Origin of the sequence: Paenibacillus taiwanensis DSM 18679 (assembly GCF_000425125.1) — a bacterium.
Taxonomy (GTDB): domain Bacteria; phylum Bacillota; class Bacilli; order Paenibacillales; family Paenibacillaceae; genus Paenibacillus_B; species Paenibacillus_B taiwanensis.
Genome location: NZ_KE384310.1, coordinates 124,112 through 141,639, shown reverse-complemented (window position 1 = coordinate 141,639; position 17,528 = coordinate 124,112). Strand labels below are relative to the sequence as shown.

Sequence of the window (17,528 nt, the reverse complement as noted above, 5' to 3'; positions counted from 1 at the left end):
ATCCGCTTAGCGTTACCGTGCCATTCGACTATGCCCACAACCAAAAAACCGGTATCTCACCCCAGATGAGATACCGGTTTTCCTTCATTAGTGCCCCGCACGGATATGGGGTCTACCTTTCACAGGACATAGGTTGTATTAGAGTACAATTTCGTTTGATGGGGCGGACAAAGCATTAACGTTAGAACCTCGGCCATCACCAACCGATAATACATATATTTTGTATGCAATCCCGTTCCGGATTGCATTACCTGCTGCATCCAAATCCGACGTTGAGAACGCTACAACCGGATCACCTGTAGTACCTACAATTTTAAAACCGAGACTGGCTCTGTTGGCCGCATCCAAATTAAAGCTCTGTGCCATGTAAGTAGGCACAACTATAACCTTGTAATAAGAAACATTGTTGTTGCCGGACGTTCTGTCAAAGTAAGCCTTAAAGCTGGCGCCGTTCCAGTCGTTGACGGCTAACACATTTGCTACCGATGCAGGCCCATTCGAATTCAACAGCACTATTTCCGCAGAAGCCGCAGAAAGCGCGTTGACCGGATTCGTTTGATTGGCCGACACGGTAAGTACAAATGCTTTGTATGCCACACCTGCTGTAATCACGTTACCGGTTATATCTCGCGTATTATCCGATAGCTGCTGTCTGGCAAACGCATAATTTCCTTGTTTGGCTACGCGTGTGTATCCCCAATCGTAAATATGATTTGCCGTATTCACCGTAAAATTGTTGGCTTGCTCCGAGCGAACGATAAAGATTCGATACTCCGCCACGTTATCTTCACTGGCAGGGGTTAAAAAATTAATTTCCATATCTCTAGCTGTTCCGTTGACACCAATAGGTCTTGCCATTACATTGGTAACCGCAGTCACGCTGGAATGATTCGACAATATTATATCCGGTGAGGCTAATGACAGTGCATGGCCCGAATAATTATCAAATCCGGCCGAGTATACAAATATGCGATATGAAACGCCACTCTTAATTGGCTCTCCGTCTGTATCTCTAGCACTGGCAGGCAAATTCATATTCAAATTGCTGCCGGTTTTGCCTACCGGAACATAATTAGAACTGTTGACTTTGGCTGCTTCCGCCACATTAAACCAGCTTGCTTTTGATGATTTCACCACCATAATACGATAATGGCTAATCAAGGATTCATCCATTGCACGGTTAAACAGCACCGTCATATCGCGGCCATCATTATAATCGGCTACATCAATGGCCGATACGTTGGTCGCAGCAGAGCCATATCCTGCCGGGCCTCCGTTTAGTGTAATCATATCGGAACCGGAAGATAACGCATTAGCATAACTGCTATTGCCTACAGCAAGCACAAATACGCGGTAGCTCACCCCATTTTTAAGGGTTGTTCCGTCTACATCTCGTGTGCTGGCATTCAGATTAACGCTCAAGTTGCTGCCGGTTTTAGTAACGACAGTATAGTTGGAGTTTCTTACATCATTAGCCTCACTTAAATTAAATCGGCTTGCATTTCCCGACTTCACCACCAGGATACGGTAATGATTCACATTTGTCTCATCAGAAGCCCGATTAAACAACACCATCATATCACGGCCATCATTGTAATCCGAAATATCTAATGCGGTAACATTTGTTGGTGCATATAAAATTGAATTCCCTATTAATGTAATCGTTTCAGAAGCTGTAGATAACGCCGTATTATAGCTGTTATTCCCTACAGCAAGCACAAATACGCGATAGTTTACACCATTCTGGATAAGAGAGCCATCCACGTCCCGCGCATTTGCAGACAAATTCAAACTTAGACCGCTTCCGGTCTTGTTTACAGCCGTATAATTGGCACTCTTTACATTGTTGGCCTCGCCCAGGTTAAATCGGTCAGCGTAACTAGATTTAACAACCATCACACGATAATGACTAATGCTGGATTCATCAGCAGAACGGTTAAAGCTTACCTGCATGTCGCGACCATCATTATAATCACTAACGTCACGAGCCGATACGTAGCTTGGCGCATTCGTACTCGAATTGTTCGTTAAGGTCAGTATCTGTGAAGGTGCAGACAAAGTGTTATAGGAACTATTATCTTTAGACAAACTCATGACAAACAACTGGTAGCTTTCATTATTTTGCATAGACGAACCATATATATCACGTGCTGATGAAGGCAACGTTGCCGTAATGCTGGAATATCCCGTCTTCGACACGTCATAATATCTGCCATATGATACTTTATTCGCTTCTGTCAGGTTAAAACTGGCCGCATCTCTATACTTCACTGCAAATACTCGGTATCCACTAATTTTGGATTCATCAGTAGAGCGGTTAAAGCTAATTTGCACGTCACGACCGTCACCATAATTATTAATATCTTCAACCTTAGTAATGACAGGTGCACCAATCGACGTGCCCAACGTAATCGATGCTCCCGTACTTAGCTTATTGGCCCAAGTGCTAGTGTTATTGCTTATGGACAGCACATAGACCGTATACGATACGCCATTACGGATCAAATCACCAGAGGTGTCTCTGGAGGAGCTATTTAATGTTGTTGTTTGCGTCCCGTTATTCTTATATACAGTCGCATAATGTTGACTGCTTACGGCATTCGCCGTATTCAGATCGAATCGAGACACCTCCGATGACTTCACTACCATAATACGATAGCTGTTAATGTTGTCATCATACTGTGGTCTTGTGAACGTAACCGATAAGTCTCTTCCATCTCCATACTCATTCACATCTTTAACCTGCAGGCTGCTAACCGGCAGCACAGAAGAATTAGAACCGATTGTGATGGATGGGATCTGGTAGGACAGACCATACTCATTATTTCTCCCAACCGTAAGGACATAGATCACGTAAGCCTGGTTATCTTTGATTACATCCCCATCAACATCTCGCTTGCCAGTTGTAAAGGATACACGCTGATCCTTGCCATCTTTATAAATGGTCATATAATTACTCGACGACACCGCTCTGGCTTTAGACAAATCAAAGCTATTGGCCCGATCCGACTTAACAGCCATCACACGATATTGGCTAACACTCGATTCGTTTGAAGCTTTCTTAAAATGGACTGTAATATCACTAGCGTCACCGCGATTGCCAATCAACTCGGCAGTCACGTTTGTGACAGGTGTAAACTCATTATAATTTCCATTGTCTGTAGGATCTTCGCCACCGTTGTTCCCTCCGTTGGAGGACGAAGTTGTAATGTATACGCTGGACGTTTTCTCATTCCAGTCAATCTTCTCTCCCATAGCTTCACTGGCGAAGCGAACAGGAATCAACGTTCTCCCTTTAACGACTTGTGCCGGGACATCCAACGTAACATTACGATTGTTTAACTTCGCTGTTTTGGAGCCGATCTTGAGAACCATTTCATTTCCGTTTCTGGAAGCTGTGACGGTTTTGGTTGACTGGTTCCAGGAAATCGAAGCATTTAACGCCTCGAATACTGTCTTTAACGGCAAAAGCGTTCGATTTTTTACCATTATCGGCGCAACATCAGTTGACAGTTTAGAGCCATTCAAATAAATCTTTATCGCGGGCGCGGCCTGCACTGCTGGCAAATTCACCGCCGAGAATAACATCCCGAATGCAGCAAGCATCGTAACGATTTTCTTCACTATTTTACCTCCTCAAAGTACCCTTCTAAGGGCAACATCAAAATATCTGTATATATACAGACTACTGCTAGGAGGAAATAGTTTTATCTTTTTACAAATTTTTTTGAACTTTTCGTGAAAAAATTGGATATTCAATAAAATTAAACCTATGTTTCCGATCATTATAATTTACAGATCATAACTTTTAAAATATAATTTCTCGTTAATTACTTTAAAATCCGTCTCTATATGCAAAAAAGCTGCCTACTCAGTCAAAATGACCTCGCGGCAGCTTTTCTTATAATTTGCATCTATATGGTAATCGCGCTCATTCGAAAATATCTCGCCACTCGACGACACATTCCTCTTAACCGTTGTTATGCTCGAACCAACTGTGCGCTTCCATCGATTTGATTCCTTATTCCATATAGTCCTTCAGACGTTTGCTGCGGCTTGGGTGTCTTAGCTTACGCAGTGCCTTCGCCTCAATCTGACGAATACGCTCGCGCGTGACCCCAAATACTTTGCCGACCTCTTCAAGCGTACGTGTACGACCATCTTCTAGCCCAAAGCGAAGACGCAGTACATTCTCTTCCCGCTCTGTAAGTGTATCCAGCACGTCGCCTAACTGCTCTTTCAAGAACTCATATGCCGCGGAATCAACAGGCGCAAGCGCATCCTGATCCTCAATAAAGTCACCAAGCTTGGAGTCATTTTCCTCCCCGATCGGGGTTTCAAGCGAGATTGGGTCCTGGGAAATCTTCATAATTTCCCGAACTTTTTCTACGCTCAGCTCCATCTCCTTGGCGATTTCCTCTACCTCTGGCTCACGTCCCAACTCCTGAACCATCTGTCTTGAGACACGCGCCAACTTATTGATAGTCTCAATCATATGAACAGGAATACGGATCGTTCTAGCCTGGTCTGCAATAGCACGCGTAATAGCTTGTCTGATCCACCAAGTAGCATAGGTACTAAACTTAAAGCCCTTTGTGTAGTCAAATTTATCTACTGCCTTAATTAGACCCATGTTGCCTTCTTGTATAAGATCCAGAAGCTGCATGCCACGTCCTGCATAACGTCGAGCAATACTAACAACTAAGCGCAAGTTCGCTTCCGCCAATATACGCTTTGCTTCCTCATCCCCATCAGCAATTCGTTTGGCCAGATTTACTTCCTCTTCCGCACTCAACAGGCCAACTCGCCCGATCTCCTTTAGATACATACGTACGGAGTCATCAATCTTCATGCCTGGCGGCAGCAGGTCCATTTCTACATCAGATTGCGTATGCACCTCTTCCTTTGCACTGGCCAGACTTCTCTCTAATTCATTACGCTCATCGTTAGCCAATCCTTCGCCCCCCTGAACATCCACATCTGCATCTGCATTTACATGTATTCTTAAGTTGCTCCTTATTCACGACTAGGCTTTGATTATTGACATAATCAATCATTCATGTTATATTAAAAGTTAATTAAAATAAATAAAATTTGAGTACACATTATAATAACATAAACCTTATATCAATTCAACACTTGGATGCCATAAATGATTTCCATTTTCACTTACTAGCATAGCCAGACGATATAGATTGTAACCCCCAACAACTCTTGTTGGGGGTTTATTGCATACTTGCACAATCCAGGTTATTTCCGCCCGTAGTCGGCCTTGATTTCGCCCCAAGCTTGCGTCTCCCATTTAAGCAGCTTATTGTTATAAGTATTTGTTTGTAGCCAATGCACCGCTCGGTCTACTAGTTCCCACACTTCCCTCGTCGATTCGTTCCGTTCGAGCGTAGTAGCAACCTTCTTCTCCCTGACCCACTTTAGTGCTGTTCGGGAGTCGCTATATACAGTCTGAGTGCTTCCCTTCTGCTTCAAATAAGCTAGAGAATGCACAATAGCCAGAAATTCACCCAAATTGTTGGTGCCATTCGGGATCGGACCGCGTGCAAACAATACTTCCCCTGTTTGCGTATGGACTCCTCTGTATTCTATCGGTCCCGGGTTGCCCTTTGTCCCCACATCAACCGAAATACTGTCATAATCAATTTCCGCTTGAACTACAGCAGCTTCCGCCTTTGCTTGTACTTGCTTCGATCCCCCAGTCGCTTTCTTGCCCCAATGCTTGGTCCAGCCCTCACGGTATGCCTTGTCCGCTTCGGCTTTCGACGGGTAAGACTTATACTTTGCATCTTTGAAATTGTCTACCTGCGATTTGCATGCTGGCCAACTAGTATAGACCCCTGGTTGATTGCCTGCCCAGACGACATAGTACTTTTGAGTTGCCATCCGTGTGCCACCTCCTTGCTTATTCAGACGAAGCTAGCCGCTTCTAAGGTATCTGTCACGTCCATGCCCAGAAGAAACCGTCTCTATCCCATGCCACGCGTCCGCGATGCAACTTGCGGAACGCCTTCTTCACTTCCTTTTCAAGCGAAGCGTTGCCATTTTCATTTACAAATACAAATGATTCACCAAAATGGGTTCTCACGTAATCTATGACATCAGCTTGATGAGCAATACCTTTGAATTCAATTTCGGCGACCATCCACTCTGCTACCTGCTGTGCTGTCATCTCCATCAGGCTCCACTCCTTGTCATTCACTGCAAGCATGTATCCATCCATTATAATGGAGCAGCGACATAATTCATATTCTTGAATTGAGGATCATTATTGAAATACAAATAGCTGCCGAGAAATTCTCGACAGCTGCATGACCACCAGCCTTAAAGCAAGCGGATTACATATTAAAAGGATAAGCTTTCTCCATCTTCAGGGACGTAGATCGATGAAGTTAGCCCCTTCTCCTGAAGAAAGTTTCTCAGTTCCGTTCTAGTAAGCAGACAATGATTGACGGCTTCCATATGTGAGACGATCACGAGAGCATCAGGCGCCTCCTGATGCGTGCGATAAATATCGTCCTTTCCCATTAATATCGGATCACCTTGCAAAAACTGTGCAGCCCCACCGTTTACCACGATCACTTTTGGCTGATACTGCTCAATCGCCGCCTCTACATCCGTACACCAAATCGTATCTCCCGCTATATACAACGTACGCTCGCGAGGATGCGTCAGCACTATGCCTGATACTTTTCCCATCCGTTGTCCAATCTCACCAGTACCATGCTGACCACTCGTACGTTGAATCCGAACGTCCCCCACATAAGTGCTGTCACCTATTACATCCACTTGCTCAAAGCCATCTGCTCTCATTGAAGCTGCATCCTGCTCCGATTGTGCAAGCAAACGCATTTGTTTGGGCAAGAGTCGTTTAGCCACATCGTCATAATGATCTAAGTGTAAATGCGTAACAATCGTCACGTCAGCCCTTACCACTTCCTCCGCGGCCACAGGCAGTTCAACAAGAGGATTGTGTTTATCTGCATTTGGCGTGTTAGGGAATGACGGATAGGCCCCTTTTGCCGCCAAAAAAGGATCTATAAGAAATTCAACACCTCCAAATTGAACCCGAAGCGTCGCATTACGAATTTGTGTAATGTTCATAATCTAATTTCCTCCTTTATCTGTCCCTTCCTATAGGATAAAATGTAAGCAGTCTATTCGGACATAGATAGGATCAAGAATATGATTTGCAACACTTGATTAATGAAAGAGGTTGTAAAGGATGCTGGATCATACAGACAAACAAATCTTGGCAGAGCTAAAGCAAAACGGCCGAATTTCCATGAAAGAGCTAGGACTCAAAATTCATATGACAGGACAGGCGACCGCAAACCGCGTCTCAAAGCTGGAGGAAGAAGGCATTATTAAACAATACACCGTACTGCTGGATGACCCAAAAGTAGGCTATCCGGTTCATACGTTTATTAATATTTATACCAAAGACTTTGACCATCGCCCCTACTTGTCCTTTATTGCTTCGCAGTCTTCCCATGTGATAGCCAATTACAAAATTAGCGGCGAAGGCTGCTACATGCTCGAGTGCAAATTCGCCTCCAACGAACACCTAGACGATTTCTTAGTTGCTTTAAACCGCTTCGTTAACTATAAGCTGTCTATGGTGATCAACAAAAGTGGATAGTATCGCACCTTATTACATCATCAAAACGGTAAACACCGCGGCGGCCAGCAGGAGGCATAATGGAGAGAAAAGCGCCGAATCCCATCCGGCAAATGGGGTCCCTTTTTCCTTTTTAAAGAAGCCCACCCACCGAAATTCCCCGATGGATCGCAGCAGGAACACACTAAAGATTACCCACCCACCACACTGATACGCCCAATCGGGCAGCAGCGGCTGCGTTAAGCCACCCATACCGATCATGATTACAGCAGCACAGGCAAGAAGCCATGCTACCCCTAACGTCCCGATCTTTCTCGGCTTAAATAATGGTTTATTTCCTCGTGTCGGGATGACAGCCGTGCTCCCCCAACGCCCACCCAACATCCAATATACGTGTAGAGCGCTTAATCCCAGCAGCACACAACTTACAAGCAATGACAACACCGCACTCATTCGTTTGCTCCTCCTGTCTGAATCACGTATTTCCACATTAGGGCAGTAGGTTGATCCACATCCGCAGCAGACCCTAGATACTTATTGCGCTCGTACCATCCCAAATAAAAATGGTAGATGACCAGCGCCAACGAGGATGCTTGTTCCAGTGAATAGCCACGCTCTAACAGCAAAGACGTCATAAAGTGAATTCGCTGCTGTTCAACCTGTTCCAACAACTCACCGTATTGACTGTTCTCTTGTCCCAATCTCCGCAAATAGTACACAAAATCCTGCCCTGAATGGAAGGAAAACATCGAGGTCAGCACCACTTTAATACGATTATCCACACTTGGCTCCATCAAACTAGACTGCATAATCTCGTAGGTGGCTCGACGTACCCACTCGTCAACGATACACCTGAGAAACTGCGCGCGATCACCAAAGTACCAGTAAAAGCTGCTTTTGCTGCATCCGAGCTCTCTTGCCATTTTCTCAATCAACAGCGCTTCGGCTCCTCCTACCGCAAAATAACAGATTCCTTTCTCTATCCATTCCTCTTTTGTCACAATAACTTTCGGCATATGTAACCTAACCCTTTTCTGTACGTTACCGTACATATCATTTATTTCCAGTATATCTATACTGGATGTTGTTTTCAAGACGGGGCACAGATCTGACTAAGACATATGCCTAAGAGCTACGTCTAACGAATTGGAAAAATAGCGAACAAGCATGACGATAACATGTCATGCTCATGAAAAAACCTCCTGCACCACACAAATTGTGGCACAGGAGGTTCGGCTGCTAAAACCAATTAAGGTGCTTTTATCGTTGTTCCTTGCACGTAGTCATCTGCGTCTTTCCATTGTACGCGGATTGATTTGGAGGTAAACAGATCAGCTCCATCCGACACTTGGAAATGAAGATGTGCCTCGGTGGAGTTGCCTGAATTGCCGCATTTGCCAAGCTCATCTCCAGCCTTCACGATATCCCCCACCTGAACAAGCGCTGAACCCTGTTGTAAATGGGCGTAATAGCTGAATTCTCCGTTGCCATGATCAATGATGACATGGTTGCCAGCAGGCTGCGCGCTGTTCGTTTTACCTACAGGTACATTGTCCGCAATATCATTTACAACAGCTACAACTTCCCCCCCCGCAGCAGCTATAATCGGCTGACCGAACGCATAATAACTTTCATTTTTTGAAACGTCACCCTTATAGCTGTTTCCGTTCTTCTCTATGATGATGTCGTAGGCGTAGCGCTGCGTTTCATGCTCGTAATGATAGTTAACCAACGCATTCGTTCCACCCCAAAAGGCAAACCAGTTGCCGTGGAAGGGGAGTTGGAACTTCGTTTTTGTCCGCAACGCATCCGTTTGCGGGTATTGTTGCAGCGGCTTAAACAAAATACTTTGAATGATGTGCTTGCTGTCAAAGATAGCCTCTACGCCTTTGTCGCCTTTGCGGCTCACCCACGCATATCTTTTAAGATCATTCACAGGCAGCTTAGAAACCAGCTTGTAAGAACCCGCTCCTTTATGGAATGGAATCCCTACTTTCTTAAACTCACTTAACGAAATTTGTTTACGCAAGGCTGTGCTAAGCTGTGTATAGATACGCTCGTATTTTTCTTGCAGCAGCAGCTTTGGCAGTTGGTCTGGCGTAAATAAAGCTGGTTTGCTAGGAGCGGCTTTGATTTGTTGGGCGGACGCTTTTGCGGATGAATTGGAAACCGTGGGGTCGGGCGTTCCGGCAAACACTGTCATGGAGCCGGCGGATAGGGCACAAATTAAACTTAAAAGCACGATCTTCCGTTTCATAAATCGATTATTCATACATCATCACTCCTTTTTTGTGTATATAAGAAGTGTAGCTGACGTAGTTTATCGGGTACGAAACGGAAGATTAACAGAACCTTAATTCGATCTGAAACAACTTAACTGTTCACTCGTGTAAAGCCTTCTTCCTGCAAATAATCAATCGCTTCCTCGTACGTTTCGAAAACCGTGTCTAAATTTAAGCCTGCGTAGACGTACCACATCTGGTCTTCATCTTCAAAACTTAGGGTGAGCATATGCTTGTCCGCATCCATCCACTGCTCTGCTGCTTGTTGAATGGGTTCCGCTGGTGTTGATGGCTTACCAGCCAACGAGTGGATCGATTGTGTGATCAGCGTCCTCAATTCATCAGCGCTAAAATCACGAATATTTACCATGCCTTTGTCATCTGTAGCATAACCCTTGATATGGCCCGCATATACAAATCCGTTACCATTTGGATGCAAATGATAAACAACCGTCTTTTTATCATAAACACTCTGCTCATAATGATAATTCATACGCCCTAGTGATACTGGCTTACGCTGCAATTCAGGAAATGAATCCGCTATCGCCGATTTTTGTTCAAAGCTGAGCATGTACGTTCCTCCATCTAACTAAATTAAGTGACTTGATTAATATCGTGTATTATACCATAGCCTCATTGCTCCTCCCTATTCTCCATAAAACAAGTTCAAGGCCAGCCACGCATAACAGTCTGTGTAAAGGAGACGACCCACATATGCTGCAACAATCTAAAGTAAAAACATTTAAATACCGTGTAGGTAAAAATAAGTATATACCAATCCGCAACAGCAAAAACCGTTCACGGGAATGCATTGGCTAGTAATGCCATTAACTTGAAAATTTTTAAAGCAATCCAAAACAGGAAAAAGAAACGGTAATCGCCAAGCAGAGGCTTTGATAAGGAGGGGACCAAAGCAGGCTCTAACCGTGTAATGTCAAATAGTAGGCTAGAGCTAGCACAGGTCAAGGTGGAAATGCTTTTTCTATTAACGCCTCAGATGTAGGGGGAGTAAGATATGTAATAAGCACTACTCGTACAGCTTCTGACCGCAACTCAGTGAGCAGTAATCCTGACTCTTATAGGTATAGAGCTATACCACCCGACACATCTTTCTGTTGGCTCATCTTCACTCATCTTCGCCAACTTCTTCTAATGCGCTTTTGAATTCATACTAATAAAGTCAGGGTCCTTCCCCATCACAACGAAGGTATTCCATGCATTCATACACTTTTGCTGCATCCATATACAGGTCGGAACAACGGATAGTCTTTTTTACCTGTTTTTTAAAAATAGTTGAAAATCTTTAACATTCGACATACTTCGACATATTTTTCACTGGCATGTTGGCAAAATTGTGGTAATATAAATGAAAACTAAAAAATTGCTAAAGATTATGAACGTACAACTGCGTAATTATCGAATGTCCACCACCTTCCCTACATACAAGATCTTGCTTCTTTCTGCGGACTACTTACCGAAAGTCAAAGGAACATCTCATTTACTCTCCAGTCCCATGTGTATCCTCATCATGATTGCCTACCTGATATTTTTGCACATCCACCAAGTTGAGAGCATTCCTACATCTCCCAAGATTACGCAAACGCAGCCATTTCTTGCATCCCATACTGAGGAATTGAGGGCATATCGACGTCTCGCGCATGCAAAGGAGGTAAGGATAATGTATCAAGGATTGCCAATGTGGCAAAAGCTTTACATGCACGTCAAATGGTTTACGACCGACCAAGAGTGGACGCCTCAAGCAATCAACAAAGTCATAACCCCTACTTTTTTGTTCTGGCTTTGCTTTACTGTGGCAGTGCTTCTCCTGACTGCAATCTTTAACGAGTCAATTGATCGTATCGGTATCGTTCGCAAGGTGCATTCTTCACTCAATAGTTTAAAGCGCTTTCAACAACTTGTCCTTCGGGTCGGTCTAGGACTTGGACTTATCTTGCAGTTGTCTACCGGAACCTATCTCGCTCCAACGCTAGTATCCGATGATTGGTGGGTATATGCGGTACTCGTGGTGGCCATCCTTGGGCTGCTGCATCGGAAGACCCTCTTCGTTAGTGGGGCGGCTCTAACGACGTTATATATTAAAGCGCTTACGACTTATGGTCTATTTCATGCATTGGACTACATGTTCTATCTCGGCATTATGTATTATTTGTTTGTAGCTGACACGAGATGGTTTCGAACGGCTATTCCTGTGCTCTACATTTGTACAGGACTCTCCCTCGCCTGGCTAGCTATGGAGAAGATGACACTAGCCAAGCTTGCCTGTTCTTTGATGCACGAGTATGGACTGCCAACGCTCGGTTTTACCGTGGAGGACTTTGTGTTGATTAGTGCTTTTATCGAGATGGGGCTTGCTTGGGCGTTTATCGTCGGACTTATGAATCGATTTACAGCCCTGCTGCTAACAGGGGTGTTTCTGGCCACCACCACCGTGTTTGGCTTCACGGAGATCGTAGGACACACAGTCGTTCATACGCTGCTTCTTATATTCTTAATCGTCGGGCGAGAGGACACGAAAATTCTTTTTGAGTTTAAGCAAGCCTCTAAGCTTCGCTACACCTTTGTTGCTGTAAACTTCTGCGTAATGTTGTTCAGCATGATGCTCGTATACGTCTGGATGGGGCAGCCCGCCAATGGATTTGTCGTGCAAAATCACTCCAAAATGACAAACCACTCTATTCCACATACAGCTAATACAAACCCAGCAAGCACGCCTCATCATTAACAACTTGTTATTTCGTACAGCAAATGATAAGCGCTACCATTTAAAGCTTAGCAGGGGTTAACTGTTCAAGCGCACCAATGGAGCAGATGCTGCAAGCTTTAACCATCTGCGTACACATACAGCCGAGCAACGGTTAGAGGACGTCCTGAGAAGGCGTCCTTCTAACCTTAGCGAACATTATTGGGGTCTGAGAGCAAACCTTATAGCGCGATTTATAAATACGGGCAGCACCGAAATATGCCCTTCCCCCTCAAATTGTTTAAACTCTAACTGAAAGTGTGGATACGACAAACCGGCTAGACGCTCTGCAAAAGCATTTACTTTTTCAATATGACCTGTAAAATGCCCTTTCTCATTCTCACCTGCTCCAATCAATAACCTAATGTGATGTTTGCTTTGTGCCAGTTCAGTCGTAAATTGCTGCTCGTGCGCGAGGAACTCTGCCTCGTTCCAGTGGACAGATGGACTGCCTGATAAATAATTTTCGAACAAGCCTGGCTTTGCAAACATCGCATATAGGACAAACAAACCACCTAGGGAATGCCCGAATATCGATTGTCTTGTGACATCGACTTGGTACCGCTCTTGAATATTTGGCATCAACTCTTCCGCAATAAAGCGTAGAAAGGCTGCTGCTCCTCCTTCCTTATACGGCTTCGTCCCATCGGCTCTAAGGTTGTAAGGACTCGTCCCGGCAATTGTATAGTCACAGTAACGCTCTGGGGAAAAGGGTTCTGCCGTGTCATAACCAATACCAACTATAATGGCAGGGATCACACCGCTCTTATCCGGATTTCGACCTTGCAACCTTGCTGTTTCCACCATCGTACAAAATACAGAGTTGCCGTCAAGCATATAAATAACAGGATAACCAGTAGCAGGAGGCTCCTCCGCGGGCACGGCTACTTGAATATGATACTTACGATTCTCTGCTCGTGAGTGAGCAAACCATTGCTCAGAGCGTGAAATCTGCACGGGCACTCGCTTCATATGTTCAACACCCTGTGCGTCTTCGGCACTTGTTTCCCAAGGCATATTTGCACGCCTCCACCTATTGAAAATAATTCTCACTATTTAATGATTATATGTGAATAAGCAGCACAGTCGCAATGGACGTTATGCAGTAAGACGCATGGACAAATTTCCGTGCCCATTTGCCTACAGTTCCTGCTCTCCTTTTATCCTTCATGGAGCTTCTTTTTCGGACCGACGTTCCATTGTGCCGACCATTATGATCACAACAAAAATCCCCTTGGGACACACCCGCAAGTCCATCCCAAATCGATGGCTTTACACGGTCTGCCTCAAGGGGCGCACATCTACGTCATGAGAGAAATTACCTGATGAGCAGCGCAGCCTCCATCGTTCTCATTTCATTCGTGTTCCGCTTATAAATCTTTGACGTTGTTATACATGACGGAGAGAATTCGTCTAAACGTCTCTACTTCTTCTTCCGTCAAACCTTCTATCGTCTTCTGATACGCTTCTATAGAAGGCGCAAGAATCTCTTCTTTGACGTCTCTTCCTTTATCGGTTAAATACACACGTAAGGATCTGCGATCCGTCTCATGTGTGACCCGATAAATAAAACTCTTCTTCTCCAGTTTAAATAGCATTCGTGCAATGTTCGTTTGGTCCTTAGTCAATCGTTCTGCAAGTTCCTTCTGGGTTATCCCTTCATGTTCCCATAACACAACGAGTATTTCCCATTGATCAACGGTAATATCAAAGGGATTTACTACTTTCTGATAATAATTGTTTAGTTTTAAATCTGCCCTATGGACAATAACACCGATATACTTTTCTAATTCCAATGTGAGCCCCCGAATTCATAAGCCTAAAGTAGTTGCTACGACCATTATAGGAATGAACCGGTATCGTGTCAATGAAGGGTTACGGCCCAAATGGCTTATGGCAGTGGTATGGGAGCTATTTTTGAGTGGAAGAGACTGTTTGATGGTATGTGCCGCCCATACGATTGATGACTTCGATTGCAGCCTGCTTGTATCCGCCAGCTTGACGTAACGTTTCGCCTATTACATGAGCCTGCTGCTTGTAAGACGGATTGTGCAGCACCTCTAGCAATGCAGCTTGTAAGATCGCAGGTGTAAGCTCCCGCTTGTCCACAATTACACCTGCTCCAAGTTCCTGTACTCGTCTAGCCACCATTGGCTGATCAGAGGTTAAAGGAACGGTCACTAAAGGTACATTAAAATACAAAGCCTCACTTGTGCTGTTCATGCCCGCATGGGTAATAAATGCATCTACCTGCTGTAGCACTTCTAATTGCGGGATGTAGGGTCTTACTATAAAGTTGTCTGGAATAAGATCAGCGATAGAGGTTAGATCGGTTTCTTTGCCCGAAGATAAAATAAATTGAATCGGCAAATCCCGAAAAGCCGAGAAACATACTTTGTAGAAATTAAGGTCTCTATTTAAAATAGTGCCCATTGAAATGTAAACGGTATGCGGATACTGTTCGCGGAAGGTTTCAAATGAAAATGTTGGAGCATCTGCACGAGGGACGATGGAGGGACCTGTGAATACAAAGCTGTCATCCAGCTTTTCTACTTGCGGTTGGAAATACTTGCTCGTATACACAATTTTCATTTTCCCAAAATGCTTAACGATTTCATCCACTGGCGGAGCGGCTACCTGAAATTCAGCAGCTAACTGCTGAGACAGCTCGACGATCACCTTATAAAGCTGCCTCATTTCCTCTGTATCTTCATATGATTCTTTGCTTAATCCTAACGGTTCAGCAAACGCAAAGGAAGCAATTGAGCATGCTGCGGGTATGCCCAATCTTTCCGAAACCACCTGTCCTCCCCACCCCATTAAAGAGTCGTATATCATATAGTCATACTCGCCATGCTCAACAGCCGCTAACACATGGGGAACCATTCGCTGGACAAGCCCTCTAAGTACCATATATATAAATTGGTTCGGATGCTTAAACTCAATGGGCTTCAAGTCAGGGTCATCCGAAAAAGCCTGCCTGTCAAAATGGAAAGTCACAAATTGTGCCCCCGTCTGTTCAACACGAGCACGGAATTCCTCGGTACAAGCGTAGATAACTTCCTCTCCGCTATCCACCAATTGTTTAACCAAGCCTAAGGAGGGATTCACATGTCCCTCCGCAGGCATCATGACAACTAACACACGTGCCATCTTCTCCACCTCCGATAAATGTTATCTTTTTGTTACATAGAATTGGATGTACCGGAACTCAGGGTCTCTTCATAGGCGTGCGTGCCCGCGGAACCTCGTATTGTAATGCGGAACGAAGCCAGCAAGCTCAGCAGCACAAAACAGAGTTGGAGCGATAAAGCAATTAGGACACCCGTCAAAATTCCCCATTGGAACGTCTCACTTAAAGCAATAAGTGCGCCGCTTAAACCGATGCTTAGTCCAATGCTAAAGGAATCAACAAATTGCAATGTTGCAGATACTTCTCCTTCCTTGCCTGCCTGCGCGTACTGCAAAGCAATGGCCCCCGTAGTCGGGTTAGCCAACCCGACGCCAAATCCAATAATGATCTGCGACGTCAAGGCAAGAACAATCCCTCCGCCTGGTAATCCGATCGCCATCATCACCAACAGGACCCCCACAATCATAATGCCGATGCCATAAGTCACCCTGCTTCTTCGACCACGACCCAAGTCCCTTTCGTCAAGTTTGGATTGTACCCATGCAGCTGTCGACCAACTTAAAGCTCCCGCAGCAACAATGAGACCCGCCACTTCCTCTGATAGCCCCTTCACTTGCGTAAGAGCCAAAACAACGTAGCTTTCCGTCGCAAAGTAACAAGCTACATACAAAGCTCTAGTAACCATCGTTGCTGGCAAACCCTGCTTCATCTTAAACGTGCCTTCCGGTAATAGCAGCTGCAAAGGTCGAATCATCATACATACACCCGCTACGGCAAGCATCATGCCCCACCATTTCAAAATTTCACCGAGGCCAGTTAACAGCAAGCCTGTGCCGATGGCAAGTAAGATCGCATATATTTCCTTCTTCCTCCCTCGCGGGGCTGTGGGACCATTACTGTATAAATGACGAAATGAGGGGAGCGTCAAGCTTAAAGCGAGAGCAATTAATGGCAGCACAATCCAGAACACCCATCTCCATGATACATAAGCAGCTATAAGACCTGCTACATAGGGTCCGATTAATGCGGGGATAACAAATGCCATTGAAAAGGCAGCTAATATCTTGGTGCGAAGGGCATCAGGATATCGTAATGTAACACTGTAGTACACACATGTACTGAGAGCACCTGCCCCAAATCCTTGCAAGGCTCTGCCTGCAATCATCATGTACATATGAAAGGCTGTCGCGGCGACCACAATCCCGATCGTAAAAATCGCGAATGATACTAAAATAGAGCGAAATACACCGTGCTTATCGAGCTGTTGGCCGATAACCATCGTGCCAATGATCTGTGACAGCAGAAATGCGCTAAATATCCAGCCATACAAATGAATACCTTGCAAGCTTTGCGCCAACGCAGGTGCAATGGTCGTTATCGCCAATCCTTCAAAAGCTACCGTCGTCAAAATCAACATGATGCCAATCGTTAGTGACCTGTAAGGCGGGCTGAAAATGCTTATTGTTGAGTTTGTCTCTAACCACCTCCTAAAATATTATTATTTGTTATAACAATACTAGTCATAACAACTATCGAGCATAATAAAAGCAACTCCCCAAACTTATTGTCAATAAATTGGTTTCGTTGCTCGTTAACTCTTATTAACACTCATTAGTTGCTATGACTATTATATCCATGACCATTAGAAGTGTCAACACCATCAAACCCCTGAAATTGGATATTTTCCTCTCTTTCAGAATGACGCCTTTCCCTCTAGCTTGT

Annotated in this window: 15 protein-coding genes; 2 read left to right on the top strand and 13 right to left on the bottom strand. The window is 44.7% G+C overall.

All coding sequences use genetic code 11. The annotated features are described in order from the left end of the window. Positions 1-138 precede the first annotated feature (138 nt). The 5 genes from H509_RS0123175 to H509_RS0123155 form a co-directional block, all read right to left on the bottom strand. Positions 139-3,624, bottom strand: a complete 3,486-nt coding sequence (locus tag H509_RS0123175; protein ID WP_028547161.1) for a copper amine oxidase N-terminal domain-containing protein — start codon at positions 3,622-3,624, stop codon at positions 139-141. Positions 3,625-4,021: 397 nt separating this feature from the next. After that, a complete protein-coding gene (gene rpoD, locus H509_RS0123170; RefSeq protein ID WP_425414259.1) occupies positions 4,022-5,020 on the bottom strand; it encodes an RNA polymerase sigma factor RpoD in 999 nt (332 codons plus the stop codon). A gap of 230 nt (positions 5,021-5,250) precedes the next feature. Next, positions 5,251-5,895 carry a ribonuclease H gene (gene rnhA / locus H509_RS0123165; protein WP_028547159.1) on the bottom strand — a complete coding sequence of 215 codons (645 nt, stop codon included), beginning with the start codon at positions 5,893-5,895 and terminating at the stop codon, positions 5,251-5,253. A gap of 55 nt (positions 5,896-5,950) precedes the next feature. Further along, positions 5,951-6,187, bottom strand: coding sequence for a DUF6953 family protein (locus H509_RS0123160; RefSeq protein WP_028547158.1), 237 nt, complete (start codon positions 6,185-6,187; stop codon positions 5,951-5,953). A 167-nt stretch (positions 6,188-6,354) separates the two neighbouring features. Further along, on the bottom strand, positions 6,355-7,113 hold the full coding sequence (locus H509_RS0123155; protein WP_028547157.1) for an MBL fold metallo-hydrolase: 759 nt from the start codon (positions 7,111-7,113) through the stop codon (positions 6,355-6,357). 121 nt (positions 7,114-7,234) lie between these two features. Here H509_RS0123155 and H509_RS0123150 point away from each other — a divergent pair, with 121 nt between their 5' ends. Further along, positions 7,235-7,651 carry an Lrp/AsnC family transcriptional regulator gene (locus H509_RS0123150; RefSeq protein WP_028547156.1) on the top strand — a complete coding sequence of 139 codons (417 nt, stop codon included), beginning with the start codon at positions 7,235-7,237 and terminating at the stop codon, positions 7,649-7,651. Positions 7,652-7,663: 12 nt separating this feature from the next. On the opposite strand, the gene H509_RS0123145 is transcribed toward H509_RS0123150, so the two are convergent. From H509_RS0123145 to H509_RS0123130, 4 genes are all read right to left on the bottom strand, one after another. Continuing rightward, positions 7,664-8,083, bottom strand: a complete 420-nt coding sequence (locus H509_RS0123145) for a DUF3995 domain-containing protein (RefSeq protein ID WP_028547155.1) — start codon at positions 8,081-8,083, stop codon at positions 7,664-7,666. After that, positions 8,080-8,724, bottom strand: a complete 645-nt coding sequence (locus H509_RS0123140) for a TetR/AcrR family transcriptional regulator (RefSeq protein WP_245596236.1) — start codon at positions 8,722-8,724, stop codon at positions 8,080-8,082. The genes H509_RS0123145 and H509_RS0123140 overlap by 4 nt, the downstream gene beginning before the upstream one ends. Positions 8,725-8,879: 155 nt before the next feature. Further along, a complete protein-coding gene (locus H509_RS0123135; RefSeq protein WP_028547153.1) occupies positions 8,880-9,902 on the bottom strand; it encodes a M23 family metallopeptidase in 1,023 nt (340 codons plus the stop codon). Between the two features lie 101 nt (positions 9,903-10,003). Continuing rightward, the gene (locus tag H509_RS0123130) at positions 10,004-10,483 is read right to left on the bottom strand and encodes a hypothetical protein (RefSeq protein ID WP_028547152.1); all 480 of its coding nucleotides are present in this window, start codon (positions 10,481-10,483) and stop codon (positions 10,004-10,006) included. Positions 10,484-11,590: 1,107 nt separating this feature from the next. Between H509_RS0123130 and H509_RS26450 the strand changes: the two genes are divergently transcribed. Beyond that, positions 11,591-12,655: a hypothetical protein gene (locus H509_RS26450; protein WP_245596235.1), complete on the top strand. Its 1,065-nt coding sequence runs from the start codon at positions 11,591-11,593 to the stop codon at positions 12,653-12,655. A 177-nt stretch (positions 12,656-12,832) separates the two neighbouring features. Here the strand turns inward: H509_RS26450 and H509_RS0123115 are convergent, their stop codons facing one another. The 4 genes from H509_RS0123115 to H509_RS26440 form a co-directional block, all read right to left on the bottom strand. Then, complete coding sequence (locus H509_RS0123115) at positions 12,833-13,690, bottom strand: alpha/beta hydrolase (RefSeq protein ID WP_028547151.1); 858 nt, start codon at positions 13,688-13,690, stop codon at positions 12,833-12,835. Positions 13,691-14,043: 353 nt separating this feature from the next. After that, entirely contained in the window at positions 14,044-14,469 is a 426-nt protein-coding gene (locus H509_RS0123110) for a MarR family winged helix-turn-helix transcriptional regulator (RefSeq protein ID WP_028547150.1), read from the bottom strand. Positions 14,470-14,584: 115 nt separating this feature from the next. Next, a complete protein-coding gene (locus tag H509_RS26445) occupies positions 14,585-15,826 on the bottom strand; it encodes a macrolide family glycosyltransferase (RefSeq protein ID WP_051287546.1) in 1,242 nt (413 codons plus the stop codon). A 32-nt stretch (positions 15,827-15,858) separates the two neighbouring features. Beyond that, a complete protein-coding gene (locus tag H509_RS26440) occupies positions 15,859-17,223 on the bottom strand; it encodes an MFS transporter (protein WP_084159362.1) in 1,365 nt (454 codons plus the stop codon). Positions 17,224-17,528 lie beyond the last annotated feature (305 nt).

Excerpts from the sequence above, each read along its gene's own strand:
- H509_RS0123155 (WP_028547157.1), bottom strand. The coding sequence starts at position 7,113 with ATGAACATTACACAAATTCGTAATGCGACGCTTCGGGTTCAATTTGGA.
- H509_RS0123115 (WP_028547151.1), bottom strand. The coding sequence starts at position 13,690 with ATGCCTTGGGAAACAAGTGCCGAAGACGCACAGGGTGTTGAACATATG.
- H509_RS0123145 (WP_028547155.1), bottom strand. The coding sequence starts at position 8,083 with ATGAGTGCGGTGTTGTCATTGCTTGTAAGTTGTGTGCTGCTGGGATTA.
- H509_RS0123160 (WP_028547158.1), bottom strand. The coding sequence starts at position 6,187 with ATGGAGATGACAGCACAGCAGGTAGCAGAGTGGATGGTCGCCGAAATT.
- H509_RS26440 (WP_084159362.1), bottom strand. The coding sequence starts at position 17,223 with ATGTTGATTTTGACGACGGTAGCTTTTGAAGGATTGGCGATAACGACC.
- H509_RS26445 (WP_051287546.1), bottom strand. The coding sequence starts at position 15,826 with ATGGCACGTGTGTTAGTTGTCATGATGCCTGCGGAGGGACATGTGAAT.
- H509_RS0123130 (WP_028547152.1), bottom strand. The coding sequence starts at position 10,483 with ATGCTCAGCTTTGAACAAAAATCGGCGATAGCGGATTCATTTCCTGAA.
- H509_RS0123135 (WP_028547153.1), bottom strand. The coding sequence starts at position 9,902 with ATGAATAATCGATTTATGAAACGGAAGATCGTGCTTTTAAGTTTAATT.
- H509_RS0123150 (WP_028547156.1), top strand. The coding sequence starts at position 7,235 with ATGCTGGATCATACAGACAAACAAATCTTGGCAGAGCTAAAGCAAAAC.
- rnhA (WP_028547159.1), bottom strand. The coding sequence starts at position 5,895 with ATGGCAACTCAAAAGTACTATGTCGTCTGGGCAGGCAATCAACCAGGG.
- H509_RS26450 (WP_245596235.1), top strand. The coding sequence starts at position 11,591 with ATGTATCAAGGATTGCCAATGTGGCAAAAGCTTTACATGCACGTCAAA.